This window comes from Wenjunlia vitaminophila DSM 41686 (assembly GCF_000380165.1).
Lineage (GTDB): Bacteria > Actinomycetota > Actinomycetes > Streptomycetales > Streptomycetaceae > Wenjunlia > Wenjunlia vitaminophila.
In genome coordinates this window covers 162181-185325 of sequence record NZ_KB904634.1, presented here as the reverse complement: position 1 = coordinate 185325, position 23145 = coordinate 162181, and the positions used below count along the sequence as shown (strand labels likewise).

The following is a 23145-nucleotide window of genomic DNA, read 5'->3' as shown; positions in this document are numbered from 1 at the left end:
GTCGGAAGGCGCTTCTGGACCATACTCACCCCAACTCAACTGCTGTTGATATAAAACCAAGTACCGTGATGGACTCAGCGCGTTTGGGATACAGAGTGTGCCTGGGACGTGACCGTCATGTCCGGTGCAGTGCAGGACGTGTTCCGCCTTTCGACCCCCGAGGATGACGAGAGCCATGACCTTCGACATAACCGGCTACATCAACAACGCCGGGCGGGTGCAGGTCGATGATCTGGACCATGAGGCATTCGTGCGCCGCCCCCTTTCGCCGGAGACGCTGCGTTGCCTGCGCTACATGTCCGACGTGGAGAGCCACACCATCTGTTACCTGCGGGACGTCCTGGTGACGCCCTCGCACCGGGACCCCGACGTCACCGCGTTCATGTCGATGTGGGCGTTCGAGGAGTTCTGGCACGGCGAGGCGCTCGACGCGGTGCTGCGGACCCACGGGGTGAAGGCGGACTACGACCACATCCGGTCGGTGCGGCTGGCCCAGGGCATCAAGGACCGGCTGTCGCCCATCTACCAGTCGCTCGCGGCCAACACGGTCGGGGACGACTTCGTCGCGGTGCACATGACGTGGGGCGCGATCAACGAGTGGTCCGCGCACGCCGCCTACGGCAGCCTGATCGCCAAGGAGCAGCACCCGGAGCTGACCAAGCTGCTCACCAGAATCCAGCGGCAGGAGACCCGCCACCTGGCGTTCTACGCCAGCCAGGCCAGGGAGCGCCTGGAGCGTTCCAAGCGGGCCAGGGCGATCACCCGGTGGATCACCCAGCGCTTCTGGCAGCCGGTGGGCTCCACCATCGAGCCGGAGGAGGAGACCCGGTTCGTCCTCCAGCACCTGCTGGGTGACGAGGCGGGCGCCGAGGCGATCCGTAAGATCGACGACAAGGTCGAGAAGTTGCCGGGCATGGAGGGGCTGAGGCTGGTGCAGCAGGGTGTCGCCGCGTTCGGCGCCGGCGTCCCGGTGCCCGTGGTGCCCAAGACGAGCAAGCCCCTGGCCAAGCCGCTGGGGCTGCTGGCGGGGGCCGCCGCCGCGGCCGGCGCCGCCAAGGTGGTCGGAACCAAGATGGCCAAGAACCGCCGACGTTCGGCACTCGGCTTCTCCGCATGACCGGCTCCGCACCCCTCCCCGTGTCGGCCGGCCCGTCCGGCCGACACGGGGAACCCGCGCCGCCGTCGGAACCCGTTGATCCCGCGCTTGCCGAAGCCGCCCTGCTCACCGAGGTGGAGCGGCTCGGCAGCGTGGCGGTGGCGTTCTCCGGCGGCGTGGACTCCGCGGTCGTGCTGGCCGCAGCCGTGCGTGCCCTCCCGCACGGCCGCGTGGTGGGGGCCATCGCCGACTCCCCGGCGCTGGCCCGTGACGAACTGGCCCTGGCCAGGCGGACCGCCGAGGAGCTCGGCGCCGAGCTGGTCGTCCTGGCCACCGACGAGCTCTCGGTGGACGGGTACCGGGCCAACGCCGGCGACCGCTGTTACTTCTGCAAGCAGACCGTGCTGGGCCGGGTGTCCGAGCTGGCCGCCGCCCGGGGCCTGGAGCACGTCGCCACCGGCACCCACCTGGACGACCGGTCCGCCCCGCACCGCCCCGGGCTCCGCGCGGCCCGTGAACTCGCCGTGGTCGAGCCGCTCGCGGACGCCGGGCTCACCAAGGCCGCGGTGCGCGCGGTCGCCCGGCACTGGGGGCTGAGCGTCTCCGAGAAGCCGGGCATGCCCTGCCTCGCCTCACGGATCGCGGTGGGCCTGACCGTCTCCAGGGACCGCCTGCACCTGGTGGAGCAGGCCGAGGCCCGGGTCCAGGCCACCCTCGCGGAGCACCGGGTCAACGCCCGGGACGTGCGGGTGAGGCTCCTTGACCGAGGTTTCCGGATCGAGTTGGACGCCCCCGCGCTACGCCTCGCCGAGGCCCGCCCCGGCCTTACCCACGCCCTGCTCGAGGGGGTCGGCGCCGTGGGGCCGATGGGGACCGGGAGACTGGGGCCGTACAGTTCCGGGGCGGTGAGCACGTCAGCCGCCGGGTCCCGAACCGGATCCGCCGGGCCAGCACGAGAGGAACCAGCACCATGATCGAGGTCGAGGAGACGTCGCCGCAGCGGGACCCCGATCCCGAGCGGGGTGACTCCGCCCTCGCCGCGACCCTCGCGGACCTGCTCGACGGCGCCGTGGCCAGGGTCGGGGACTTCGCCCGACTCGACACCGGACGACAGCGCCGCACCGGCGTGCCGGAGGTGGTGTTCGCCGAGGGCAAGACCCCGGAGCAGACCCTGCGGCTGCTTGCCGAGCTCCGTGACCGCGCCCCGGAGACACCCGCGCTGGCCACCAGGTGCCCCCAGGAGGTGCTCGCCGCGGCCCCGGACGCCTTTCCCGGACAGCCGGTGCTGGTGGACCCCGTGGCCAGGACCGTCACGGTTGGTGACCCACCCGCCGAGCACGGCTCCGTTTCGGTGCTCACCGCCGGCACCAGCGACCTCCCGGTGGCCCGGGAGTGCGTCGCCGCGCTGAGCGCCTGGGGTGTGCGCACCCGCCTGCTCGACGACGTCGGGGTGGCCGGTCTGCCCCGGCTGCTCGAACACCTCGCCGACATCCGTGACGCCGACTGCGTCATCGTGGTCGCCGGGATGGACGGGGCGCTGCCCAGCGTGGTGACCGGCCTGGTACCGGCCCCCGTGGTCGGGGTGCCGACCTCGGTCGGCTACGGCTTCGCCGACGGCGGGCGCGCCGCCGCGGCCTCGATGCTCTCCTCCTGCGCCCCCGGACTGACCGTGGTCAACATCGACAACGGTTTCGGTGCCGCCGCGCACGCCGCGAAGATCGTGCGGAGGATGCACGGTGGATGAACGCAAGGCCGCCCACCTGGACTGCACCGCGGGTGTGGCCGGGGACATGCTGTTGGGCGCGCTGCTGGACGCGGGGGCGGACCATGACCGGGTGCGCGGGGCCGTGCTCTCCCTCGGTGTGCCGGACCTCGACCTCACCGTCGGGAGGGACCGCCGCGGCGGTTTCGGCTGCCTGAGGGTCACCGTCTCCCGGCCCTCGGTCCCCGACCACCACCGGCATCTGCCGGACGTGCTCGAACTGGTGGCGCGGGCCCGGCTCTCCCCGAGCGCCGCCGCGTTCGCCTCGCGGGTCTTCACCCTGCTCGCCAAGGCGGAGGGCGAGGCCCACGGCACCGACGCCAACGCGGTGCACTTCCACGAGGTCGGCGCCTACGACGCGCTCGCCGACGTGGTGGGTTGCGCCGCCGCCCTGGACGACCTCGGGCTGCTCGCCGAGGGCAGCGAGGTCACCTGCTCGCCGTTGGCCGCCGGGAGCGGCAGCGTGGACTGCGCCCACGGCCGGATGCCGGTCCCCGTGCCCGCGGTGCTCCTCCTCGCGGCCCGGGCCGGCCTCGAGCTCACCGGCGGGGAGCTCGCCGGTGAGCGGACCACTCCCACCGGGGCCGCGCTGGTCGCGGCACTGGCCACCCCGGGGCCGCTGCCGGCGATGACCGTGCGCGCCGTGGGCACGGGTGGTGGGTCCCGGGACACCAGGGACCGCCCCAACGTCACCCGGGTGGTGGTCGGACGGGCCAGCGCCGCGGCTTCCAGCGAACCCGTCCCCGACGAGGTCGTCGTGGTGGAGTCCACCGTGGACGACCTCGACCCCCGCCTGTGGCCCTCGGTGCTCGCCGCCCTGCGGGACGCCGGCGCGTGGGACTGCTGGACCACCGAGACCGTGGGCCGGCACGGCCGCCCGGGCCGGGTGGTCACCGCGCTCTGCGCCCACCAGGTGCGCCCGGCGGTCACCGAGGCGCTGTTCCGCCACACGACTACGCTGGGCGTGCGCTGGGTCGCACAGCAGCGGGTGATGTTGCGACGCCGTCAGGTGACCGTCTCCGTCGGCCCGCCCGACTCCGCACAGCACGTCACCGTTAAGGTCGCCGATGGACCCGACGGTGCGGTGACCGTGCAACCGGAGTTGGCGGACGCGGAGTTGGCCGCGACCGCGCTCGGCTGGCCGGTGCGCGCGGTGTGCGAAGCTGCCGTGAGCCGCTACCGTCAGGACCTCACCCCGTCCGTGGCCGCGCGGTCCCTCGCATGAGCGTGCCCGCCGGTCCGGACCTGGCACCATCAACCTGCCCACCCACCGAACCACCAGATCCCGACCCCAGGAGGACACGAGTGCCGAGCAAGTACCGGATCGGGCACCTCGGGGGCTCGCACATCCTCCTCACCGGAGCCACCGGGTTCATCGGACAGGCGCTGCTGGAGCGACTGCTGTCCGGGTACCCCGAGACCCGGGTCTCGGTCATCGTGCGACCCCGCGGAAACGGCACCGCCCAGGACCGGTTCACCAGGCTGCTGCGCAAGGACGTCTTCCGTACCTGGCGCGAGAAGCTCGGCGCCGACGAGGCCATCGCCCAGGCGCTGGAGCGGGTCAACGTCCTCGAGGGCGACCTGGGCACCGCCGAGATCCCCGGGGACGTGGACGTGGCCATCCACTGCGCGTCCACGGTGTCCTTCGACCCGCCCATCGACGAGGCGTTCAGCACCAACGTCTCCGGTGCCGTCTCGCTGTACGAGAAGCTCGCCCAGCAGGAACGCCCGCCGCACGTGGTGCACATCTCCACGGCGTACGTCTCCAGCGGTGGCCGTGGCCTGATCCACGAGGGCCGACTGACCCACGACGTGGACTGGCGCACCGAACTCGCGCTCGGCCTCGCCGCCCGCGCCGAGGTGGAGCGCGACTCCCGCCGCCCCGAGGTGCTGCGCAAGACGCTGCGCAGCGCCAACCGCGCCCACGGCAAGGCCGGTCCGCAGACCGCCGCCCGGGACGCCGAGGAGGCCCGCCGCGCCTGGGTGGAGGACCGCCTGGTGGACCACGGCCGCACCCGGGCGCAGATCCTGGGCTGGCCCGACGTCTACACGTTCACCAAGGCCATGTCCGAGCGCGCAGCCGAGGAGCTGTGGGCGGGCAAGCCCCTGTCCGTCGTCCGCCCCGCCATCGTGGAGAGCGCCCTGCGCCACCCGTACCCGGGCTGGATCGACGGCTACAAGATGGCGGACCCGCTGATCATCGCCTACGGCAGCGGCCTGCTGCGGGACATCCCGGGGCAGCCCGACACCGTGATGGACGTGATCCCGGTGGACCTGGTGGTCAACGCCACCCTGGCCGCCGCGGCGGCGCCCCCGCCGCCGGACGCGCCGCACTACTTCCACGTGGGCTCGGGTGCCACCAACCCGCTGACGCTGCGGCAGATGTACGGGCACGTGTACAGCTACTTCGGTCGCCACCCGCTGCCGGAGAGCACGGGGCGCGGCCACGTGAAGGCCCCCGCCTGGACGTTCCCCGGCGCCTCCCGGGTGGAACTGGCGCTGACCGCCGGCGAGCGGGCGGCCAACGCCGCCGAGAAGCTCCTCGGGCACCTGCCGGGAACCGAGCGGACCCAGGAGTGGGCGACCAAGCTGCACCGGGAGAAGCGCTCCCTGGAGACCCTGCGCAAGTACTCGGACCTGTACGGCGTCTACACCCGCACCGAGGTGGTCTACGACGACACCGAGCTGCGGGCGCTGCACGAGTCGCTCCCCGCGGACCGGACCGCCGAGCACGGCTTCGACCCCAGCGAGATCGACTGGCGGGTGTACCTCGAGGAGGTGCACTGCCCCAAGGTCACCGCCCCGCTGCGGGCCAGGACGGGGGGGCGGGGCTCCACCGCGCGCGGGGGGCGGGTCAACCTGCCGGCGGGCGAGGGCATCGCCGCCGTGTTCGACCTCGACGGCACCATCCTCGCCTCCGACATCGTCGAGTCCTACCTGTGGGCCCGGCTCGCCTCGTTGCCCCGCGGCAAGTGGGCGCCGGAGTTCTGGGACCTGCTCCGCGACGCGCCGCGCTACCTGATCGCCGAGCGTCGGGACCGAGGGGACTTCGCCCGGACCTTCTTCCGCCGCTACGCCGGCGCCAACGTGGAGGAGCTGCGCCGTCTCGTCGACGAGCAGCTCAGCGACGCGCTGCTGCACCGGGTGATGCCCGAGGCGGTCCGCCGCATCCGCGCCCACCGGGCCGCGGGACACCGCACCATCCTGATCACCGGCAGCGTTGACCTGCTGGTGGAGCCGTTGCGACCGCTGTTCGACCACATCTCGGCCTGCCGGCTGCACACCGAGGACGGGGTGATGACCGGGTTCCTGGAGACCCCGCCGGTGGTGGGCGAGGCCCGGGCGGCCTGGCTGCGGCACCACGCCCAGCAGCACGACCTGGACCTGGCGCGTTCCTACGCCTACGCCGACAGCTACTCGGACCGGCCGCTGCTCGAGGCGGTGGGCAACCCCTGCGCGGTCAACCCGGACACCCGCCTGTTCCGGCACGCCAAACGCCGGCACTGGCAGATCTCCCGCTGGGGAACCCACACGGCGAGCCGCTGGGACACCGTGTCGGACTCCGTTGTCGCCCACACCCGCCCGCGGCCCGTGCAGGACCTCTCCGTGCACGCCCTGCCCACCGCCGGCACCACTCACCAGGAGAAGGCCCGATGAGCAGCCTGGCGCTTGAGTACCACCGTTCTCCCGGGCGCTTCCTGGCCGCCCGCGGACTGAGCCGCACCCGCAGCCGGGTCGGCGGCACCCTCGCCGGGGCGCTCGCTCCCCTGCGGCTGGTCCGCAACGGGGACCCCGAACTCCCCAAGGGCGACGGCTGGACCAGGGTGTCCCCGACGCTCTCCGGGATCTGCGGCTCCGACCTCGGGCTGCTGCACGGCACCGCCTCCCCCTACCTGGGGCCGCTGACCTCCCCGCCGTTCGTGCTCGGCCACGAGGTGGTCGGCACCACCCTGGACGACCTGCCGGGGATCGCCAAGGGCACCCGGGTGGTGCTGGACTCGGTGCTGTCCTGCCGGGTGCGCGGGCTGCCGCCCTGCGAGTCCTGCCAGGAGGGGCAGACCAACCGCTGCGACCACATCACCTCCGGCCACCTCGCGCCCGGCCTGCAGACCGGGTTCTGCGCGGACACCGGCGGCGGGTGGAGCCAGCGGATGGTGGCCCACGAGGAGCAACTGCACCCGATCCCGGACTCGCTGTCCGACCAGCGGGCCGTCCTGGTCGAGCCGTTGGCCTGCGCCATCCACTCGGTGCGCCGGGTGCCGATCCCACCGGGTGCCTCCGTGCTCGTGGTCGGGGCGGGCACCGTCGGGCTCTTCACCGTGCTGGCGCTGCGCCAGCTCACCGAGGCCGGTTCCATCCACGTGGTCGCCAAGTACCGCCACCAGCAGGAGAAGGCCCGGCAGCTCGGGGCCACCGAGGTGGTCGAGCCGGGCCGGGCGCTGCGCGCGGTGCGCAGGATGACCTCGGCGCTGGCCCACCGGCCGGAGATCGGCTCGGAGTTCCTGCTCGGAGGTGCGGACTTCGCGTTCGAGTGCACCGGGGGTTCCTCGGGCCTGGACACCGCCCTGCGGTCGGTGCGGGCCGGGGGTACGGTGCTGCTGTCCGGCATGCCGACGGCGGGTGCTGACCTCACGCCGCTGTGGTTCAGGGAACTGAACCTGGTGGGGGCGTACGCGACGCGCCAGCGGGAGCCCGGGGGACCGGAGGAGGACACCAGCTCCGACTTCGCCAAGGCCGTCGCGCTCGCGGCGTCCGCACCCCTGGACGGGTATGTCGAGCGCTACCCGCTGCACCACTGGCGCCAGGCCCTGGAGCATGCGTCCTCGGCCGGCTCCGCGGGGTCCATCAAGATCGCCTTCGACCTGTCGCTGGAGGGCTGACCGCGGGGAATGGCAGGGCGGAAGCACCGCAGACAGGGCGGTCGCACCGGCCACCGCACCACAACCGCATGCACCGTCGCCCGAGGCGTCGTGCCGGCGACCACGACGAGGAGAGAGTGTGAGCAGACCAGGCTTCGTGCTGGAAGTCGATGAACGTACCCCGCCGCTGCTGGTGCACGAGGGCGAGAATTTCCGGCTGGAGCGGCTGCCCCACGGCAGCAGGGTGATCTACCCGCCGGACTCGCTGCCGGGTATCAAGGACCTGGACGGAGCGATCCGCCGTGCGCTGCTGAACCCGCACGGGATGGACCCCCTGCCCGAGCTGTTGACGCCGGGGATGCGGCTGACGATCGTCTTCGACGACCTGTCGCTGCCGCTTCCCTCGATGCGCAGTCCTGACGTGCGCCAGCGCATCATCGAGCAGGTCCTCGAGTTCGCCGCGGCCAAGGGCGTGGACGACGTCGAGCTGATCGCCGCCAACGCCCTGCACCGCAGGATGACCCCGGCGGAGCTCAAGCACATCGTGGGCGAGCGGGTGTTCCGGTCGTTCTTCCCCAAGCACCTGACCAACCACGACGCGGAGGACCGGGAGAACCTGGTCCACCTCGGGAACACCCACGAGGGCGAGGACGTCGAGATCAACCGCCGGGCGGCGGAGAGCGACCTGGTGGTGTACGTCAACATCACCTCCACCGCGATGAGCGGCGGCCCCAAGTCGGTGGCGGTGGGACTGGCCAGCTACCGCAGCCTGCGGCACCACCACAACGTGCACACGCTGCAGCACTCGCGGTCGTTCAACGACCCGCCGAACTCGGCGATGCACCACTCGTACCACCGGATGGCGGACCTGCTCGGCGGCCACGTCAAGATCTTCACGATCGAGACCACGCTCAACAACGACACGTTCCCGAGCGCGGCACGCTTCCTCAACAAGCGCGAGTGGGAGTGGAACTACGCCGACCAGGCCACCTACCTCGCCACCCGGCGGGGCAACGGCCTGCTGAAGCCGGCGATGCGGCGCCGGCTGTGGCACAAGACGGAGGCGCCGTACGGGGTCACCGGAGTGCACGCGGGGGCGCCGAGCGAGGTGCACCCGCTCACCCTGAAGAACGTGCACCGGCAGCAGCTCACCGAGGTGGACGGCCAGGCCGACGTGGCGGTCTACGGGTTGCCCTACATCGGCCCGTACAACGTCAACTCGGTGATGAACCCGATCCTGGTGATGTCGCTGGGCCTGGGCTACTTCTTCAACCTCTACGTGAACAAGCCCATCGTCCGGGAGGGCGGGGTGGCGATCTTCTACCACCCGATGCCCAACGAGTTCCACCCGGTGCACCACCCCAGCTACATCGACTTCTACGAGGAGATCCTGGCCGAGACCACCGACCCCGCGGTGATCGAGGCCAAGTACGAGAAGCAGTTCGCCACGGACCCCTGGTACACCCACCTGTACCGGAAGAGCTACGCGTACCACGGGGTGCACCCGTTCTACATGTGGTACTGGGGTGCGCACGCCATGCAGCACCTCGGTGAGGTGATCTTCGTGGGCGCGGACCGCAAGACCGCCGCCCGGCTGGGCTTCCGGGCCGCCTCCACGCTCAACGACGCGCTGGAGCTGGCCTCCCACACCGTGGGCACCAGCCCGTCGATCACCTACCAGCACATGCCCCCGCTCACCCTGGCGTCGGTCCGATGAGCGGCGCCAAGAAGGGCGGGGCCAGGCGCACCGGAGGAAGCCTGCGCGGCGACCTGGCGATGCTGCGGAAGAACCGGGACCTGCGGGGCCGCGCCATGACCCCGCGGGGCTACCCGACGGCGAGCGGGAGCACGGGCGGCTACGGCAGCGGGGACGAGGACACCACGACGTTCCCGACCGCGTGGGCGCGCACCCCGGCCGCCGGGGCCGTGCGCAACATCCTGCAGCGCGGCGTCCTCAAGCCGTACGCCTGGGCGAAGACCCGGCCCACCATCGAGGGCCTGGACCTGCTCGAGGGCCTGCGCGGACCCGCGGTCTTCGTGGCCAACCACTCCAGTCACCTGGACACGCCGCTGATCCTGGGGGCGCTGCCCCGCAGGATCTCCGACCGCACCGCGGTCGGCGCCGCCGCGGACTACTTCTTCACCTCCAAGGCGGTCAGCGTCACCACCACGCTGGTCTTCAACGCCTTCCCGGTGGACCGGTACGGCCGGCGACGCGGCGGCCCCAGCCTGCCGGCCCAGCTCGTCGACGACGGGTGGAGCCTGCTGCTCTTCCCGGAGGGCACCCGCTCGCACGACGGCTGGATGACGGCGTTCAAGCGGGGTGCCGCCCGGCTCTGCCTGAGCATGGGCGTCCCCGCGGTGCCGATCGCGGTGCGCGGCACGTTCGCGGCGATGCCCCGCGGCGCCAGCCTCCCGACGCGCAACGCGACCCGTCTGGTGGTCCGCTTCGGCCGGCCGCTGTACCCGGGCAAGGAGGAGGGCACCGCGGAGTTCCAGGCCAGGATGCTCAAGCAGGTCGCCGCCCTGTGGGCCGAGGAGGACCTCGGCTGGTACCAGTCGCTGCGGGCGGCCGAGGAGGGCAAGTTGCACCTCCCCGAGGGCCGGGAGCCCGCGCTGCCGGTCACCAGGACCCCGGTGGAACGGGGCAGGCCCGTGGCCGACTGGCGCAAGGTCTGGGAGTCCACCCGTCCCTCGGGGCCCGACGGCAACCCGAGGGTGTGGCGGAACTGACCCGCTGAGCCCCCGCCGCCGGTCGTCGCGACCACGCGCCCCGCCCCGCCTCCCGTGGGGGCGGGGCGCTGCGCGTGGGACCGGCACCCGGCACGGCGGGGGGGCCGGCCGAGATGACGCGGGCGTCCGCGCATCAGGTCGAGAAATGGGGGTACCGCAACCGGCCACTGGACCTCCCGCCGCACGGTGGGGAGGAAGGAGCGGCCATGTCACCCCCATCCGGGGCGCCGGGGCACCGGCCACGGTCCGCAGGCCCGCCGCCGGAGGCGGGTACCGGGCGGGACGTCCTGGCGCCGCCGTTGCGGGCGGTTCGTGCCGTGGTGCTGGACACCGACGGTGTGCTCACCGACTCGGCCCGGACGCATGCCGCCGCGTGGAAACTCGCGTTCGACGGCTACCTGCGGGAACGCCCCCCGCGGGACCCCGCCCAGCGCGGGCCCTTCGACCCGGTGGGGGAGTACCGGGAGCACGTGGACGGCCGGCCCAGGCTGGACGGGGCGTCCGCGTTCCTGGCCTCCCGGGGCGTCCACCTCCCCACGGGCACGCCGCAGGACCCGCCCGGAACCGACACGGTGTGGGCGGTCGCCGCCCGCAAGGAGCAGGCGTTCACCCGCGCACTGCGCGAACAGGGGGTCGACACCTGGCCCGGGACGGTGCGGCTGCTGAGGGTCCTGGAACGGGAGCGGGTGCCCCGCGCCGCCGTCTCCGCCTCCCGGCACGCCGGGCAGGTGCTCGCCGCGGCCGGGGTGCGGGAACTGCTCCCGGTGCTGGTGGACGGGGACGAGGCGGCGCGGCTCGCGCTGCCGGGCAAGCCCGACCCGGCGCTGTTCCTCGAGGCGGCGCACCGGCTGGGGGTCCCGCCGAACGACACGGCCGTGGTGGAGGACGCCCTGGCCGGTGTGGAGGCCGGCCGGCGGGGCGGGTTCGGCCTGGTGGTCGGGGTGGACCGCGGGCCGGACCCGTCGGGCGCCGCCGGGCTGCGGGCCCACGGCGCCGACCTGGTGGTGGACGACCTGTCCCGTCTCGTCGTCCGGGAGGGGTGAACCATGTCCCGATGGACCTGGGAGTACGAGGGTTACCGGCCCGAGGACGAGGGATTGCGCGAGTCGCTGTGCACCCTCGGCAACGGGTACTTCGCCACCCGGGGCGCCTGCCCGGAGGCGGCCCCGGGACCCCACCACTACCCCGGCACCTACGTCGCCGGCTGCTACAACCGGCTGGTGTCCGACGTCGCCGGCCGGGCCGTGGAGAACGAGGACCTGGTCAACCTCCCCAACTGGCTGCCGCTGCGGTTCCGCGTCCTGCCCCCGGACGACCGACCCGCCGAGGGGCCCATCGAACGCGGCGCCGACACCGCCTGGCTGTCCCCGGACGGCCCCGGGCTGCTGGACTACCGGCAGACCCTCGACCTGCGCGGGGGCACGCTCACCCGCCGGATGACCTACCGGGACCCGTACGGCCGGCTGCTGCGCGTGGAGCAGACCCGGCTGGTCCACATGGGGGACCCGCACGTGGCGGCGCTGCACACCGTGTTCTCCGCCGACGACTGGTCCGGCACCGTGGAGGTCGAGTGCACCCTGGACGGGACGGTCACCAACCACGGTGTCGCCCGCTACCGGGACCTCGAGGGCCGGCACCTGAACGGGGTCCAGACCGGGATGCACAGCCCCGAGACGGCCTGGCTGCGCTGCCGCACCACCACCTCGGGCATCACCGTGGCCCTGGCGTCCCGGGTCCGCGGCACCGACGGGGCCGGGCCCACCCCGGTGTTCCCCCGGTTGATGGAGCGCAGGGCCACCCAGCGCACCGAACTGGCGGTGGGCAAGGACCAGCCGTCCGTGGTGGAGAAGGTCGTCGCGTTGCACACGTCCCGGGACACCGCGGTCTCCGACCCGCTGCGGGCCGCCCTGGAGGAAGTCGAGTTGGCCCCGGACTTCGCCACCCTGCTCGCGTCCCACCGCGCCGCCTGGCGGCACCTGTGGCAGCGCAACGAGCTCGACGTGCCCGGTGAGGCCGGGCACATCCTGCGGCTGCACCTGTTCCACGTGCTCCAGACGCTCTCCCCGCACACCGCGGAGCTGGACGTGGGGGTACCGGCCAGGGGACTGCACGGCGAGGCGTACCGCGGCCACGTCTTCTGGGACGAGCTCTTCGTCCTGCCCTACCTCAACCTGCACCTCCCGGAGGTGTCCAAGGCCCTGCTCACCTACCGCCACCGGCGGCTGCGCCAGGCCTGCCGCGCCGCCCGGGAGGCCGGGTACGCCGGGGCCCGCTACCCGTGGCAGAGCGGCAGCGACGGCCGGGAGGAGACCCAGCGGCTGCACCTGAACCCGCGCTCCGGACGTTGGCTGCCGGACCATTCCCGGCTGCAGCACCACGTCGGCTCGGCCGTGGCCTACAACGTCTGGCAGTACTCCAGGGCCAGCGGGGACGTCGAGTTCCTGCACACCAAGGGCGCCGAGATGCTGACGCAGATCGCCCGCCACTGGGCCGCCCTGGCCGCGTTCGACCCCGAGGTGGGTCGGTACCGCATCCGCGGGGTGATGGGTCCCGACGAGTACCACGACGGCTACCCCGACGCCGAGCGGCCCGGGGTGAACGACAACGCGTACACCAACGTCACCGCGTCGTGGGTGTTGCAACGGGCCCTGGAGCTCGCAGCCACCCTCCCCGAACCCAGGCGCCGGGAGCTGTTCGAGCGCATCGGCCTCGAGGACGGGGAGCTGGACCGCTGGGCGGAGGTGGCCCACGGGCTGTACGTGCCGTTCCACCGCGGGGTGATCAGCCAGTTCGACGGCTACGGCGACCTGTTGGAGCTGGACTGGGACGGTTACCGGAGGCGCTACGGCGACATCCGGCGGCTCGACCGCATCCTGGAGGCGGAGGGCGACACGGTCAACCGCTACCAGGCGTCCAAACAGGCCGACGTGCTGATGCTCGGCTACCTCTTCGCCCCCGAGGAGCTCGCGGGGCTGATGCGCAGCCTGGGCCACCGCCTGGACGACGACGACTGGCACCGCACGGTGGACTACTACCTGGCCCGCACCAGCCACGGCTCCACCCTGAGCGGTCTGGTGCACGGCTGGGTGCTGGCCAGGGAACGACGCGTGGACGCCTGGCAGTACGTCCTTGAGGCGCTGGCCGAGGACGTCGCCGACGTGCAGGGCGGCACCACCGCGGAGGGCATCCACCTGGGCGCCATGGGCGGCACCCTGGACCTGGTGCAGCGCGGTCTCACCGGGCTCGAGGGCCGCACCGACGGGTTGTGGCTGAACCCCGCGCCGCTGCCGGAGATGTCGGAGTTCTCCTTCTCCATCCGCTACCGCGGGCACTGGGGGGTCGGGGTGCGGCTGTGCGGCAACCGGGTGCGGGTCAGCGTGCCGGCGTCCGAACAGCTCCCGATCCGGGTGGTGCTGGACGGCCAAGCCGAAGTGATCGCTCCCGGCGACGCGAAGTGGCTCGAGGTGGTGCGGCAGTGAGCGGAACCGGCCGGCGCGGTGGCCGTCAGCGGTAGCGCCGACCCACCCGGGTGGAGATCCGCGTGGTCAGACCGTGTGGCAGCGCCCGGCCCAGGGCGATGAACGCCTTGTACGGCAGTCCTGGGACGCTCACCGGGACGCCGCGGCGGAAGTCACGCACCGCGGCGTCCACCAGCTCGTCGGCGTCCAACCACAGGAACCCCGGCACACCGGACATGTCCATGCTGGCCCGGTCGTGGAACTCGGTGTGCGTCCAACCCGGGCAGAGCGCCATCACATGGGCCCCGCTGCCCGCGATGTCCCGCAGCACGCTCTCGCTGAAGTTGACCACCCACGCCTTGGAGGCGCTGTAGGTGCCCCGGGTGAAGAACGCGGCAACCGAGGCGACGTTGATCACGCCGCCCCTGCCGCGTTCCATCATGCCGGGCAGCGCCGCGTGGCTGAGCCGCAGCACGGCCTCGCAGTGCACCCTGAGCATGGCCACTTCCTCGCCCACGTCGGTCCTGAGGAAGGTCCCCCGCTGGGCGAAACCGGCGTTGTTGACCAGCAGGTCCACCCCGTGGCGGGCCCGGTCCTCGGCCGCGGCCAGGCCCTCGTCCGTGGCCAGGTCCGCGATCAGGGTCTCCACCCGCACCCGGTGGGTGGTGCGGTACCTCTCGGCGGCCTCCTCCAGGCGGGAGCGGTCACGGGCCAGGAGGACCAGGTCGAAGCCGTCCGCAGCGAGCCGGCGGGTGAACGCCGCCCCGATCCCCGCGGTGGCACCGGTGATGAACGCCGTGGGCATGACCAAAGCCTACTCCTGTCGCGCAAGGCCCTCCCACCACGGCCGTCGCCCCCGCCCCTCCCGCCGCCCGGGCCACAGGTCCGGTAGCCGACCGGCCGTCAACGACACGGCGTGGAGTGGGCCGCGGGGGAGCCCGCGGCCCCGGCGACTACCGGCCGTCCCGGGCGGCACCGGAGCGCGCCCGGGTGTCCGCCTCCCCTCCGGCGCCGACCGGTCCCGTGGGCTGCACCGACTCCAGGACGTCCCGGAACCTGGCGAGCCGGCGCGGAGCCGCCGCCGAGAGCACCGCGGGCACCACGCCCCGCACCGGCTGGAGCAGGCGGAGCCAGCCCTGCCCGTAGACGTGCGCGCTCCGGCGGACCACCCCGTCGGCGATGCGCTCCACGGCGGGGGCAAGGGGATGCACCCGGTTCATCGGGAACGGCAGGGTGCCGCGGAGCCTGGCCATCCCCTCCTGGGCGAACGCCCCCCGAACCATGTCGGTGTCGGTCCAACTCAGGTACGCCACCCCGACGGTGACGCCGCTCAGCGCCAACTCCGCCCGCAGACAGTGGGCGAACGCCTCCACGCCGGACTTGCTGGCACAGTAGGCCGCCATCAGCGGGGCCGGGGTGAGCGCGGCCAACGACGCCACCTGGAGCAGGTGCCCCCGGGAGCGCACCAGGTGCGGGAGGAACGCCCTGGCGGTGGCTATGCTCCCCAGGAGGTTCACCTCGACCACCCGGTCGAAGGAGGTCGCGTCGGCGCGCTCGAACAGACCGCCCACGGCGATGCCGGCGTTGGCCACCACCACGTCCACCCGTCCGAACCGCTCGGCGACCTCGGCGGCCACCCGGGCCAGCGCCGCGTTGTCCGTGACGTCGACCTCCCACCACCCGGCGTCCTCACCGCAGCCCGCGGCGACCTTCGCCAACTCCTCCGGCTCCAGGCCGAGGAGGGCGACGCGCGCTCCCCGGGCGTGCAGGGTCCTGGCGAGTTCCGCGCCGACGCCCCGTGCCGCGCCGGTGACCACGGCCACCCGTCCGGTCAACCGCCGACCCGTGCTCACACCGTCTCCCTTCCTCCGGCGGGGAGCGTGGCTCCCCCCGTGGGGAGGTGGTCGCGCACCAGGCGCCACACCGCCCCGACCACCTCGTCCGTCCGCTCCACCGGGGTCATGTGCCCGGCCCCGGGAAGCTCCACGAACTCCACCAGTTCCGGCAGCCGTTCGACCAGGAGCCGCGAGTGAGCGGGCGGGGTGAGCCGGTCCGAGGTGCCCACCAGCACCGTGGTCGGCACGGAGAGCTCGGGGACATTGGCCCGCAGGTCCAGCCGGCCCAGCACCCGCCCCCAACGGGAACGAGGCAGGCCCCGGCAGGCGTTGACGACGCGACAGCAGAGCTCGACCTGCTCCGGGGTGGCCGCGGACCCCATGGTGGCGTACTTCAGCAGCCGTCGGCTGACCGCGGTGGGCGGGCCGAGCGGCAGCGGGGCGCTCAGGAACACCCGGTGCAGACCGGCCCGCAGCCGCGGACCGCGCACCGGCAGCACCCGCAGGCCGTCGAGGAGGTCGCAGCAGCCGGTGCTGGCCAGCAGCACCGCCGCGGCGCGGTCCCGCACAGCGGGACGGCCGCTGGCGGCCAGGATGCTCATCGCGCCCATGCTGTGCCCGACCAGGACCGCCGAGTCCCCTTCCGCGACGCAGGAGAGGGCCACCGTCTGCAGGTCGTCGGCCAGGGCATTGGTGCTGTACCCGGCGCGCCGCGGCACGTCGCTGCGCCCGTGGCCGCGCTGGTCGTAGGCGACCACCCGCAGTCCGCGGGACAGCAGCCTGCGGGTCACCGGCGCCCAGAACTCGACCGAGCAGGTCCAGCCGTGCGCCAGCAGGACGGTGGGTGCGCGGGGCGGCCCGTACTCCCTGACGTGGAGTCGGGTCCCGTCGGGGGAGGCCACCCACCGCGACGTCCCGGGTACCTCCGGTCCGCCGCGTTCGGTGCCGTGGCCGTGCCGGCGTACGGAACCCCCGTCGTGGGCGCGGCCGTCGCGTGCCGGGTCCTCCCCGACGCGTTCCTCCTGGGTGGTGGGCCCGTTCTGACCTGGCTCGTTCACGCGGTCTCTGCCTCCTGCTCCTACTGGGCGTCGGGTCGTGCCTCCGGCCGGTGTCCGCCCCGGCCCCGGCCGGGCGCCACGGTGATCGTGGTCGCCCGGCCGGGGTGGTTCAGTGCCGGCGCGGGGTCAGGGGCCGACCGTGACGGGCGCGGTCGGATCGCTGACGTTGTTGATCTCATAGGTGGCGGTGAACTGGGCGGCCTTCGAACTGGTCGGGCAACCGAACCCGCCGTCCACCCGCACCGGGACCGCCGCGTCGAACGCGAGGGTGGGCGGGTTGCCACCCGTCCAGGCACCGGTGATCTGGGCCGGTGCGTCCGGGGCGGTGGTCACGGTACACACGGCGATGCCGCTGGTCTTGACCACGACTCCGCCGACGGGAACGGTCAACGTGCCCTTGCTGCCGTCCGGGCTGTACTGCATGTCGATGGACCACGCTCCGCTGGTGGTGACGGTGGCGCTCACCCCGGGTGCGTTGGTGGTGCACGAGGAGTACGTGGGCGCGTTGAGTCCCGAGGTGACCGGACCGTCCGCGTTGTGGTTGGCCGCCGGCACCTGGTTCTTGGTGTCGGTGCCGAGGGGGGAGGTGGGCACGGTCTCGGAGACCGAGCAGGTCACCACGACGCCTCCGGCGCTGAAGGTGGCCTTGGTGCCTGGCACGAGGGAGGCGGAGAAGTACGCCCCGGCCGGGGTGACGGTGGTTGACGGGGCCAGGTCCGGTGCGCCGGCGGCTCCGGCGAGCCCGGTCCCGGCCATGGTCAGCCCCAACGCGGCGGCGACCGCGGTGGTGGCCCTGAGGATGGTGCGTGACCCGCCATCGCTCGACGAGAAGGAATGGCTCATCACCGAGTGCACTCCTTTACTGAGGGTGGGTGGAACGTGCGGGTGGTGCGGACCGGGGGGTGGCGCCGTCCTCGGCCCGTGGTGCACCGCCTTCCCCGGGCGGTTCGCCGGGTGCGGCGGCGTCGTCCTGGCGGTGCGGGTGTGGCTGCCAACCGAATCCCATGCTGCCGCCGATGATGGCCACGACGGTGCCCAGGAAGAAACCACCGAGGTTGGACAGCACCAGGCACGCCGCGGCCAGGATGACGGCGACTATTCCGGCCAGGGACCGGAAGTGGGGCGCGAACCAGAAGGTCAGTCCCATCAGGATCAGAAGCAGTCCCAGGAGGATCGAGTAGAAACCGGCAATTCCCTCGTGCAGCATGACCTCCATGGGGGCGAGCGGAATTGCGCAGATTTCAGCGCCGGCTGCGACCGTGAACACCCCGCCCCAGAACGGCCGGCTCCTGCGCCAACGTCTCCAACGTGCCAGGACCGCCCTCACCGTGACCTCCCCCTGCGTCCGCTCAGAAGCATTCCTTCTTGCCCTTGCTGATCTTCATGTTGAGATCGGTGAGCTTGAACGTTCCGGCGTTGGTGGCCCAGGCGACCTGTTCCAGGTCGGTGATGCTGACCGTGTCCGACTGCTGGGCGAACGCGTCCTGCCAACCCCGTGCCCCCTTGGGGCCCTTGTCCAGGGTGGATGCGTCACGGCCGATCTCGATGTTGGTGAACGAGGCGTTTCCCGACAGTTGGGTGGCGTCCACGAACAGGTCCTTGGCCTCGACGGGGGTGCCCTCCCCGCCCGCGGAGATCTTCAGTGAGATGTCGCCGATGATGGGCAGGGACGTGACCACGGACTGGCACAGGTTGTGGATGTCCGAGTCCTTGATGGCGGTGACCATCACCGGTAACAACTCGTCCCTGGCGTTGGTGTCCACACTCCCGTACTGGGCGAAGCCCGTGCCTTCGAGCTTGTCGGCGGAGACCTTGAACTGCTGGCCGGAAACGGCGAAGGACGCCGCGATGGCGCCGTTGGCCAGGGCGACGGCAAGCGCCGCCGTTGCTGCGAATCCGGGAACGGACAGCGCGGCGAAACGCCGCCAGCGCACCCGTCCCGTGACCTGTCTACCCTCAGAGTCCCTCATGGTTCACGTCCTTTGTGATGAGGAGATCGCGGCAGAAGGCCACGGCACGCGGACCACGCCGCGAAAGAAAGCTACCGACTGGTAGCGATGATGCGGGACACGGCACCGCCCCGGCAAGGGGTGTTGTGATGATTTATTGACCGCGATGTGGTTGCGAATTGCCGGAAATGCAGAAAAGGCAGAGTCGACGCCGCCCACCGCGCTTGTCCGTCGAATGCCGGTGAAGAAGTGAACGGGAAAAGGGTGTGGGTCGTCGCGGCGCGCGCGCCGGTGCGCGGCCGACTCCGGCACGGGGCACCGTAAACCTGCCAGCGGTCACTGACAAGGTTCGCTACCGGACGTCTCGACCGGCGGCCCCGTCGGGTGGCAGGAGTGGGCGTGCGCCGTCTGATGGCTTCTCCTTCGTAGGGCATCTCGAAGAGCGGAGCACCCCGGTCCGGGCGCCGGGGGCCCAGGGAGGGGCGCCGGGTCGCCCTGGCGCGCTGTGTAAGTTAGGCTTGCCTAACTGGCTGTGTTCGGTCGCCTGGCCGAGCCGGGCCCGGCCCCGTCACCGCAGTGGGAGAGTGCTCGTTGTCCGACCGACCGCAACGTCGAAAGCCACGGCTGCGTACCGCGGGGGTGCTGCGCACAGAATGGCTGACCCCCCGCCTGATCAGGGTCGTCCTCGGCGGACCCGAACTGGCGGACCTCGAGGTGGGCGAGTACACCGACCACTACGTGAAGCTGGTGTTCCCCCGGCCGGGAGTGGAGTACCCCCGCCCGCTGGACCTGGAGGCGGTCCGCGCCGAGCTGCCGCCCGACCAGTGGCCGCGGACCCGCGCCTACACCGTGCGGGCCTTCGACCCGGCGGCCCTCGAACTCACCATCGACTTCGTGTACCACGGCGACACCGGCCTTGGCGGGCCCTGGGCAGCCGCGGCGCGGCGCGGGGACGAGATCTCCTTCCTCGGCCCCGGGGGCGCCTACGCCCCTGACCCCGCGGCGGACTGGCACCTGCTGGTCGGCGACACCAGTGCGCTGCCGGCGATCGCCGCGGCGGTCGAGCGGCTGCCCCACGCCGTCCCCGCCCGGGTCCTGGTGGAGGTCGCCGACGCCGAGGAGGAACTGAAGCTCGACGCCTCCGGCGACGTCGAGGTGGTCTGGGTGCACCGGGCCGGCAGGCCGTTCGGCGAGGCCCTGGTGGAAGAGGTGCGGGCCCGGCCCCTGCCCGGGGGACGCGGCCAGGCGTTCGTCCACGGCGAGGCGCACTTCGTGCGGAACCTGCGGCGCTGGCTGCGGGTGGAGAACCAGATGGCGCCCGAACAGCTCTCGATCTCCGGTTACTGGCGCTGCGACGTGGACGACGAGGGCTGGCGGGCGTCCAAGAAGGAGTGGAACGCCCGGATCGACCGCGAGGAGGAGCAGGCGCTGCGGTAGCCCAGGCGCCGGCCCGCGGCGCGGGCCGGGTCAGTGCGGCGGCGTCCCGGCGTCGGTGCCCGGGTCGGTGCGGGGATCGTCGCGGACCGGCTCCGGACGCAGCGGACGGACGGCGGGCCCCTGCAGGACGTGTCCCTCCACGTCGAACCGGGAACCGTGGCACGGGCACTCCCAGGTGCGTTCCGCGTCGTTGAACCGGACCAGGCAGCCCAGGTGGGTGCAGCGCGCCTGCACCGCGTGCAGCCCTCCGAGGTCGTCCCGGTGCACCGCGAGGTGGCGGCCCCCGCACCGGACCACGGCGCCGCCCCCGGGCGCGATCCGGGCCACCGAGTCCGTCGTGGCCCCCGGCAGGCGGTCCCCCACGAAGTGCCGGGCGACCGACGCCTGCAACCCCAGCAGGGCCGGCGCCTCGCGCACCGGGTGCAGCCGCCGGGGGTCGTACAGGGACGCCCACGGTGGCAGCTCCCGCCCGGTGAGGTGGGCGGCGAGCAGCCCGCCGGCCATCACACCGTTGCTCATCCCCCAGCCCCCGAACCCGGTGGCGACGTGGACGTGGCGCGCCCGGGGGTGGAACGGCCCGACGTGGGGCAGGCCGTCGGTGGTGGCGTTGTCCTGGGCCGCCCACTGGTAGGTGGGCACCAGGTCGGGGAAGTGCTCCCGGGCCCAGGCGGTCAGCCGCTCCTGCCTCTCGCGCACCCTGCCGGTGCCCGGCCCGAAGTGCTCACCGGTGACGATCAGCAGGCGCTGCCCCGCGCCGTACGGGGCGGTCCGCACCGAGCGGGTGTTCTGGTCCGGGGTGAGGTACATCCCCGCCGGGGCCCGGTCCGACGGGACCGGGCCGGCGATCACCAGCTCCCGGCGCGGCTCCAGCCGGGCGAAGGACAGCGCGCGGTTGAACACCGGGTAGTGGGTGGCGACCACCACGTCCGCGGCGGTCACCGCGGGGCCGGGCTCGGTGGTCACTCGGCACGGCTCGCCCTCGCGCAGCCCGGTCACCCGGCTTCCCTCGAAGATCCGGCCCCCACGGGCCACCAGGTCGGCGGCGAGCGCGAGCAGGAACCTGCGGGGGTGGAACGTGGCCTGGTCAGCGACCCGCACCGCGCCGGCGACCGGGAAGGGCAGCTCCGTCCTGGTGACGAACGACGCCGGCAGCCCGGCCTGCCGAGCCGCCTCGGCCTCCTCCCGCACCCGGGCCGCGGTGTCGGGGGTGACGGCGTAGGTGTACGAGTCCGCGGTCTCCAGTTCGCAGTCCACCCCGAGGTCCTCCACGAGCCGGAACACGCGGTCGATGGCCTCCCGCTGGGAGGTGGCGTACCAGCGGGCCGCGTCGGCTCCCGACGCGGCCCGCAGCCGCGCGTAGATCAGGGAGTGCAGGCAGGACAGCTTCGCCGTGGTGTGCCCGGTCACCCCGGAGGCGATCCGCCCGGCCTCCAGCAGCACCACGCCCCGACCGGCGCGGACCAGTTCCCAGGCGGTGCAGAGCCCGGCGATGCCACCGCCGACCACGACGACGTCAGCCTCCCGGTCCTCGTCCAGACAGGGGAAGTCGGTGCTCTGGGTGGAGTCCATCCAGTAGGACGCGTGCAGCGGAGGCAGCGGCATGGCGGTCACCTTCCGTTGGGCACGCCACCGACTGCCCAGCAGCGCCGCGGCTAAACGACCTCCCGCCACCCCCGGGGCGCCCGGGGCGCTCAGGTGAAGGCGTTCACGCCCGTCAGCGACCGGCCGATGAGCAGCTTGTGGATCTGGCTGGTGCCCTCGTAGAGCGTGGTCACCCGGGCGTCCCTGAGGAACTTCCCGACCGGGTACTCGTCGATGTACCCGTAGCCGCCGAAGACCTGGAGCGCGTTGTTGGCCGCGCGCACCGCCGCCTCGCTGGCGAACAGTTTGGCCGTGGACGACTCCGTGGCGAACGGCTGGCCGCGGTCGATCAGGTCGGCGACCCGCCACACCAGCAGGCGGGCCGCGTCGGTGTCCACGGCGATGTCGGCCAACAGCTCCTGCACCAACTGGTGCCCGGCTATGGGTCGGCCGAACTGGGTGCGCTCGTTGGCGTACCGCACCGCCGCGTCCAGGCAGCCCTGGGCGATCCCGACACATCCGGCCGCCACCGACATCCGGCCCTTGGCCAGCGCGGACATCGCCACGGTGAAGCCCTGCCCGACGGCTCCGAGCCTCGCCGAGTCCGGGACCCGCACCCCGTCAAGGAACAGCGAGGAGGTGGCCTGTCCGCGCAGCCCCAGCTTGCCGCGCAGGTCGGCCCGGGTGAAGCCGGGGGCGTCCGTCTGCACCAGGAACGCGGTGATGCCCCGGTGCCCCGCCCCGCCGGTGCGGGCGAAGACCAGCGCCACGTCCGCCCAGGTGCCGTTGCTGATGAACGTCTTGGTGCCGTGCAGGAGCCAGTCACCGCCGTCCCGCACCGCACGGGTACTCAGGTTGGCCGCGTCGGACCCCGTGTCGGGCTCGGTGAGCGCGAAGCAGCCGAGCGCTTCCCCGGCGCACAGGGCCGGCAGCCACCGCTGCTGCTGGTCCGGTGTTCCGTAGGTGTGGATCGACTTGGCGACCAGCCCCAGGGAGACGGAGACGATGCCCCGCACGGAGGAGTCGCCCCGGCCCAACTCCTCGAGCACCAGGCAGTAGGAGAGGTGGTCGCCGCCGGAACCGCCGTGCTCCACCGGCACGGTGAGGCCGAGGAAGCCCAGTGCGGCGAGGTGTCCGATGACGGCCCGGTCCACGGACTCGGCGCGGTCCCAGGAGGCGGCGTGCGGGATGATCTCACGGTCGGTGAACCTCGCGGCCAGCATGCGCACGGCCGCTTGTTCGTCGGAGAGCTCCAGATTCATCGCGGGTCCCTCGGTCCTTGTCGCGAAGTGGCCGTCGCTGTCGGCGGCCACGGTGGCGTCTCGCGGTCATCGGCTGACGGAGCGTACGGTGCGGGGGGAGGAAACTACCACTGCT

Annotated in this window: 19 protein-coding genes; 11 read left to right on the top strand and 8 right to left on the bottom strand. The window is 72.9% G+C overall.

What is annotated here, in order from left to right; genetic code table 11:
* The first annotated feature begins 175 nt into the window (after positions 1-175).
* The 10 genes from A3IG_RS0100720 to A3IG_RS0100675 all read left to right on the top strand — a co-directional run bounded on the left by A3IG_RS0100720 (position 176) and on the right by A3IG_RS0100675 (position 13929).
* Positions 176-1117, top strand: coding sequence for a ferritin family protein (locus A3IG_RS0100720; protein WP_018381617.1), 942 nt, complete (start codon positions 176-178; stop codon positions 1115-1117).
* Complete coding sequence (locus A3IG_RS0100715) at positions 1114-2070, top strand: asparagine synthase-related protein (protein ID WP_018381616.1); 957 nt, start codon at positions 1114-1116, stop codon at positions 2068-2070. Before A3IG_RS0100720 ends, A3IG_RS0100715 begins: the two co-directional genes overlap by 4 nt.
* Entirely contained in the window at positions 2067-2840 is a 774-nt protein-coding gene (gene larB / locus A3IG_RS0100710) for a nickel pincer cofactor biosynthesis protein LarB (RefSeq protein WP_018381615.1), read from the top strand. Before A3IG_RS0100715 ends, larB begins: the two co-directional genes overlap by 4 nt.
* A complete protein-coding gene (gene larC / locus A3IG_RS0100705; protein WP_018381614.1) occupies positions 2833-4083 on the top strand; it encodes a nickel pincer cofactor biosynthesis protein LarC in 1251 nt (416 codons plus the stop codon). The genes larB and larC overlap by 8 nt, the downstream gene beginning before the upstream one ends.
* A gap of 80 nt (positions 4084-4163) precedes the next feature.
* Complete coding sequence (locus A3IG_RS0100700) at positions 4164-6515, top strand: HAD-IB family hydrolase (protein WP_018381613.1); 2352 nt, start codon at positions 4164-4166, stop codon at positions 6513-6515.
* Positions 6512-7738: a zinc-dependent alcohol dehydrogenase gene (locus A3IG_RS0100695; RefSeq protein WP_018381612.1), complete on the top strand. Its 1227-nt coding sequence runs from the start codon at positions 6512-6514 to the stop codon at positions 7736-7738. The genes A3IG_RS0100700 and A3IG_RS0100695 overlap by 4 nt, the downstream gene beginning before the upstream one ends.
* 118 nt (positions 7739-7856) lie before the next feature.
* The gene (locus A3IG_RS0100690) at positions 7857-9434 is read left to right on the top strand and encodes a lactate racemase domain-containing protein (RefSeq protein WP_236719068.1); all 1578 of its coding nucleotides are present in this window, start codon (positions 7857-7859) and stop codon (positions 9432-9434) included.
* The gene (locus A3IG_RS0100685) at positions 9431-10450 is read left to right on the top strand and encodes a lysophospholipid acyltransferase family protein (RefSeq protein WP_018381610.1); all 1020 of its coding nucleotides are present in this window, start codon (positions 9431-9433) and stop codon (positions 10448-10450) included. Before A3IG_RS0100690 ends, A3IG_RS0100685 begins: the two co-directional genes overlap by 4 nt.
* 206 nt (positions 10451-10656) lie before the next feature.
* The gene (locus A3IG_RS0100680; protein WP_078499879.1) at positions 10657-11493 is read left to right on the top strand and encodes an HAD family hydrolase; all 837 of its coding nucleotides are present in this window, start codon (positions 10657-10659) and stop codon (positions 11491-11493) included.
* 3 nt (positions 11494-11496) lie between these two features.
* Positions 11497-13929: a glycoside hydrolase family 65 protein gene (locus A3IG_RS0100675; protein ID WP_018381608.1), complete on the top strand. Its 2433-nt coding sequence runs from the start codon at positions 11497-11499 to the stop codon at positions 13927-13929.
* Between the two features lie 25 nt (positions 13930-13954).
* Here A3IG_RS0100675 and A3IG_RS0100670 read toward each other — a convergent pair whose 3' ends face one another.
* The 6 genes from A3IG_RS0100670 to A3IG_RS0100645 all read right to left on the bottom strand — a co-directional run bounded on the left by A3IG_RS0100670 (position 13955) and on the right by A3IG_RS0100645 (position 18771).
* On the bottom strand, positions 13955-14713 hold the full coding sequence (locus tag A3IG_RS0100670) for an SDR family NAD(P)-dependent oxidoreductase (RefSeq protein WP_018381607.1): 759 nt from the start codon (positions 14711-14713) through the stop codon (positions 13955-13957).
* Between the two features lie 148 nt (positions 14714-14861).
* Positions 14862-15761, bottom strand: a complete 900-nt coding sequence (locus A3IG_RS0100665) for an SDR family oxidoreductase (protein WP_018381606.1) — start codon at positions 15759-15761, stop codon at positions 14862-14864.
* Entirely contained in the window at positions 15758-16801 is a 1044-nt protein-coding gene (locus A3IG_RS0100660) for an alpha/beta fold hydrolase (protein ID WP_018381605.1), read from the bottom strand. The genes A3IG_RS0100665 and A3IG_RS0100660 overlap by 4 nt, the downstream gene beginning before the upstream one ends.
* Positions 16802-16927: 126 nt before the next feature.
* Entirely contained in the window at positions 16928-17644 is a 717-nt protein-coding gene (locus A3IG_RS0100655; RefSeq protein WP_018381604.1) for a hypothetical protein, read from the bottom strand.
* 16 nt (positions 17645-17660) lie between these two features.
* Positions 17661-18068 carry a DUF6114 domain-containing protein gene (locus A3IG_RS34715; RefSeq protein WP_236719088.1) on the bottom strand — a complete coding sequence of 136 codons (408 nt, stop codon included), beginning with the start codon at positions 18066-18068 and terminating at the stop codon, positions 17661-17663.
* Positions 18069-18150: 82 nt separating this feature from the next.
* A complete protein-coding gene (locus tag A3IG_RS0100645; protein ID WP_026219753.1) occupies positions 18151-18771 on the bottom strand; it encodes a DUF6230 family protein in 621 nt (206 codons plus the stop codon).
* 570 nt (positions 18772-19341) lie between these two features.
* Between A3IG_RS0100645 and A3IG_RS0100640 the strand changes: the two genes are divergently transcribed.
* Positions 19342-20187, top strand: a complete 846-nt coding sequence (locus A3IG_RS0100640) for a siderophore-interacting protein (RefSeq protein ID WP_026219752.1) — start codon at positions 19342-19344, stop codon at positions 20185-20187.
* Positions 20188-20217: 30 nt separating this feature from the next.
* Here A3IG_RS0100640 and A3IG_RS0100635 read toward each other — a convergent pair whose 3' ends face one another.
* Together A3IG_RS0100635 and A3IG_RS0100630 are read right to left on the bottom strand one after the other, a co-directional pair.
* Positions 20218-21789, bottom strand: a complete 1572-nt coding sequence (locus A3IG_RS0100635) for an FAD-dependent oxidoreductase (protein WP_018381600.1) — start codon at positions 21787-21789, stop codon at positions 20218-20220.
* An 89-nt stretch (positions 21790-21878) separates the two neighbouring features.
* Complete coding sequence (locus tag A3IG_RS0100630; RefSeq protein WP_018381599.1) at positions 21879-23030, bottom strand: acyl-CoA dehydrogenase family protein; 1152 nt, start codon at positions 23028-23030, stop codon at positions 21879-21881.
* Positions 23031-23145: the final 115 nt, after the last annotated feature.

What these genes read in the sequence shown, in the direction of transcription:
- A3IG_RS0100720 (WP_018381617.1), top strand. Translation starts at nt 176, where the DNA reads ATGACCTTCGACATAACCGGCTACATCAACAACGCCGGGCGGGTGCAG.
- A3IG_RS0100715 (WP_018381616.1), top strand. Translation starts at nt 1,114, where the DNA reads ATGACCGGCTCCGCACCCCTCCCCGTGTCGGCCGGCCCGTCCGGCCGA.
- larB (WP_018381615.1), top strand. Translation starts at nt 2,067, where the DNA reads ATGATCGAGGTCGAGGAGACGTCGCCGCAGCGGGACCCCGATCCCGAG.
- A3IG_RS0100695 (WP_018381612.1), top strand. Translation starts at nt 6,512, where the DNA reads ATGAGCAGCCTGGCGCTTGAGTACCACCGTTCTCCCGGGCGCTTCCTG.
- A3IG_RS0100685 (WP_018381610.1), top strand. Translation starts at nt 9,431, where the DNA reads ATGAGCGGCGCCAAGAAGGGCGGGGCCAGGCGCACCGGAGGAAGCCTG.
- A3IG_RS0100680 (WP_078499879.1), top strand. Translation starts at nt 10,657, where the DNA reads ATGTCACCCCCATCCGGGGCGCCGGGGCACCGGCCACGGTCCGCAGGC.
- A3IG_RS0100675 (WP_018381608.1), top strand. Translation starts at nt 11,497, where the DNA reads ATGTCCCGATGGACCTGGGAGTACGAGGGTTACCGGCCCGAGGACGAG.
- A3IG_RS0100670 (WP_018381607.1), bottom strand. Translation starts at nt 14,713, where the DNA reads ATGCCCACGGCGTTCATCACCGGTGCCACCGCGGGGATCGGGGCGGCG.
- A3IG_RS0100655 (WP_018381604.1), bottom strand. Translation starts at nt 17,644, where the DNA reads ATGAGCCATTCCTTCTCGTCGAGCGATGGCGGGTCACGCACCATCCTC.
- A3IG_RS0100645 (WP_026219753.1), bottom strand. Translation starts at nt 18,771, where the DNA reads ATGAGGGACTCTGAGGGTAGACAGGTCACGGGACGGGTGCGCTGGCGG.
- A3IG_RS0100635 (WP_018381600.1), bottom strand. Translation starts at nt 21,789, where the DNA reads ATGCCGCTGCCTCCGCTGCACGCGTCCTACTGGATGGACTCCACCCAG.
- A3IG_RS0100630 (WP_018381599.1), bottom strand. Translation starts at nt 23,030, where the DNA reads ATGAATCTGGAGCTCTCCGACGAACAAGCGGCCGTGCGCATGCTGGCC.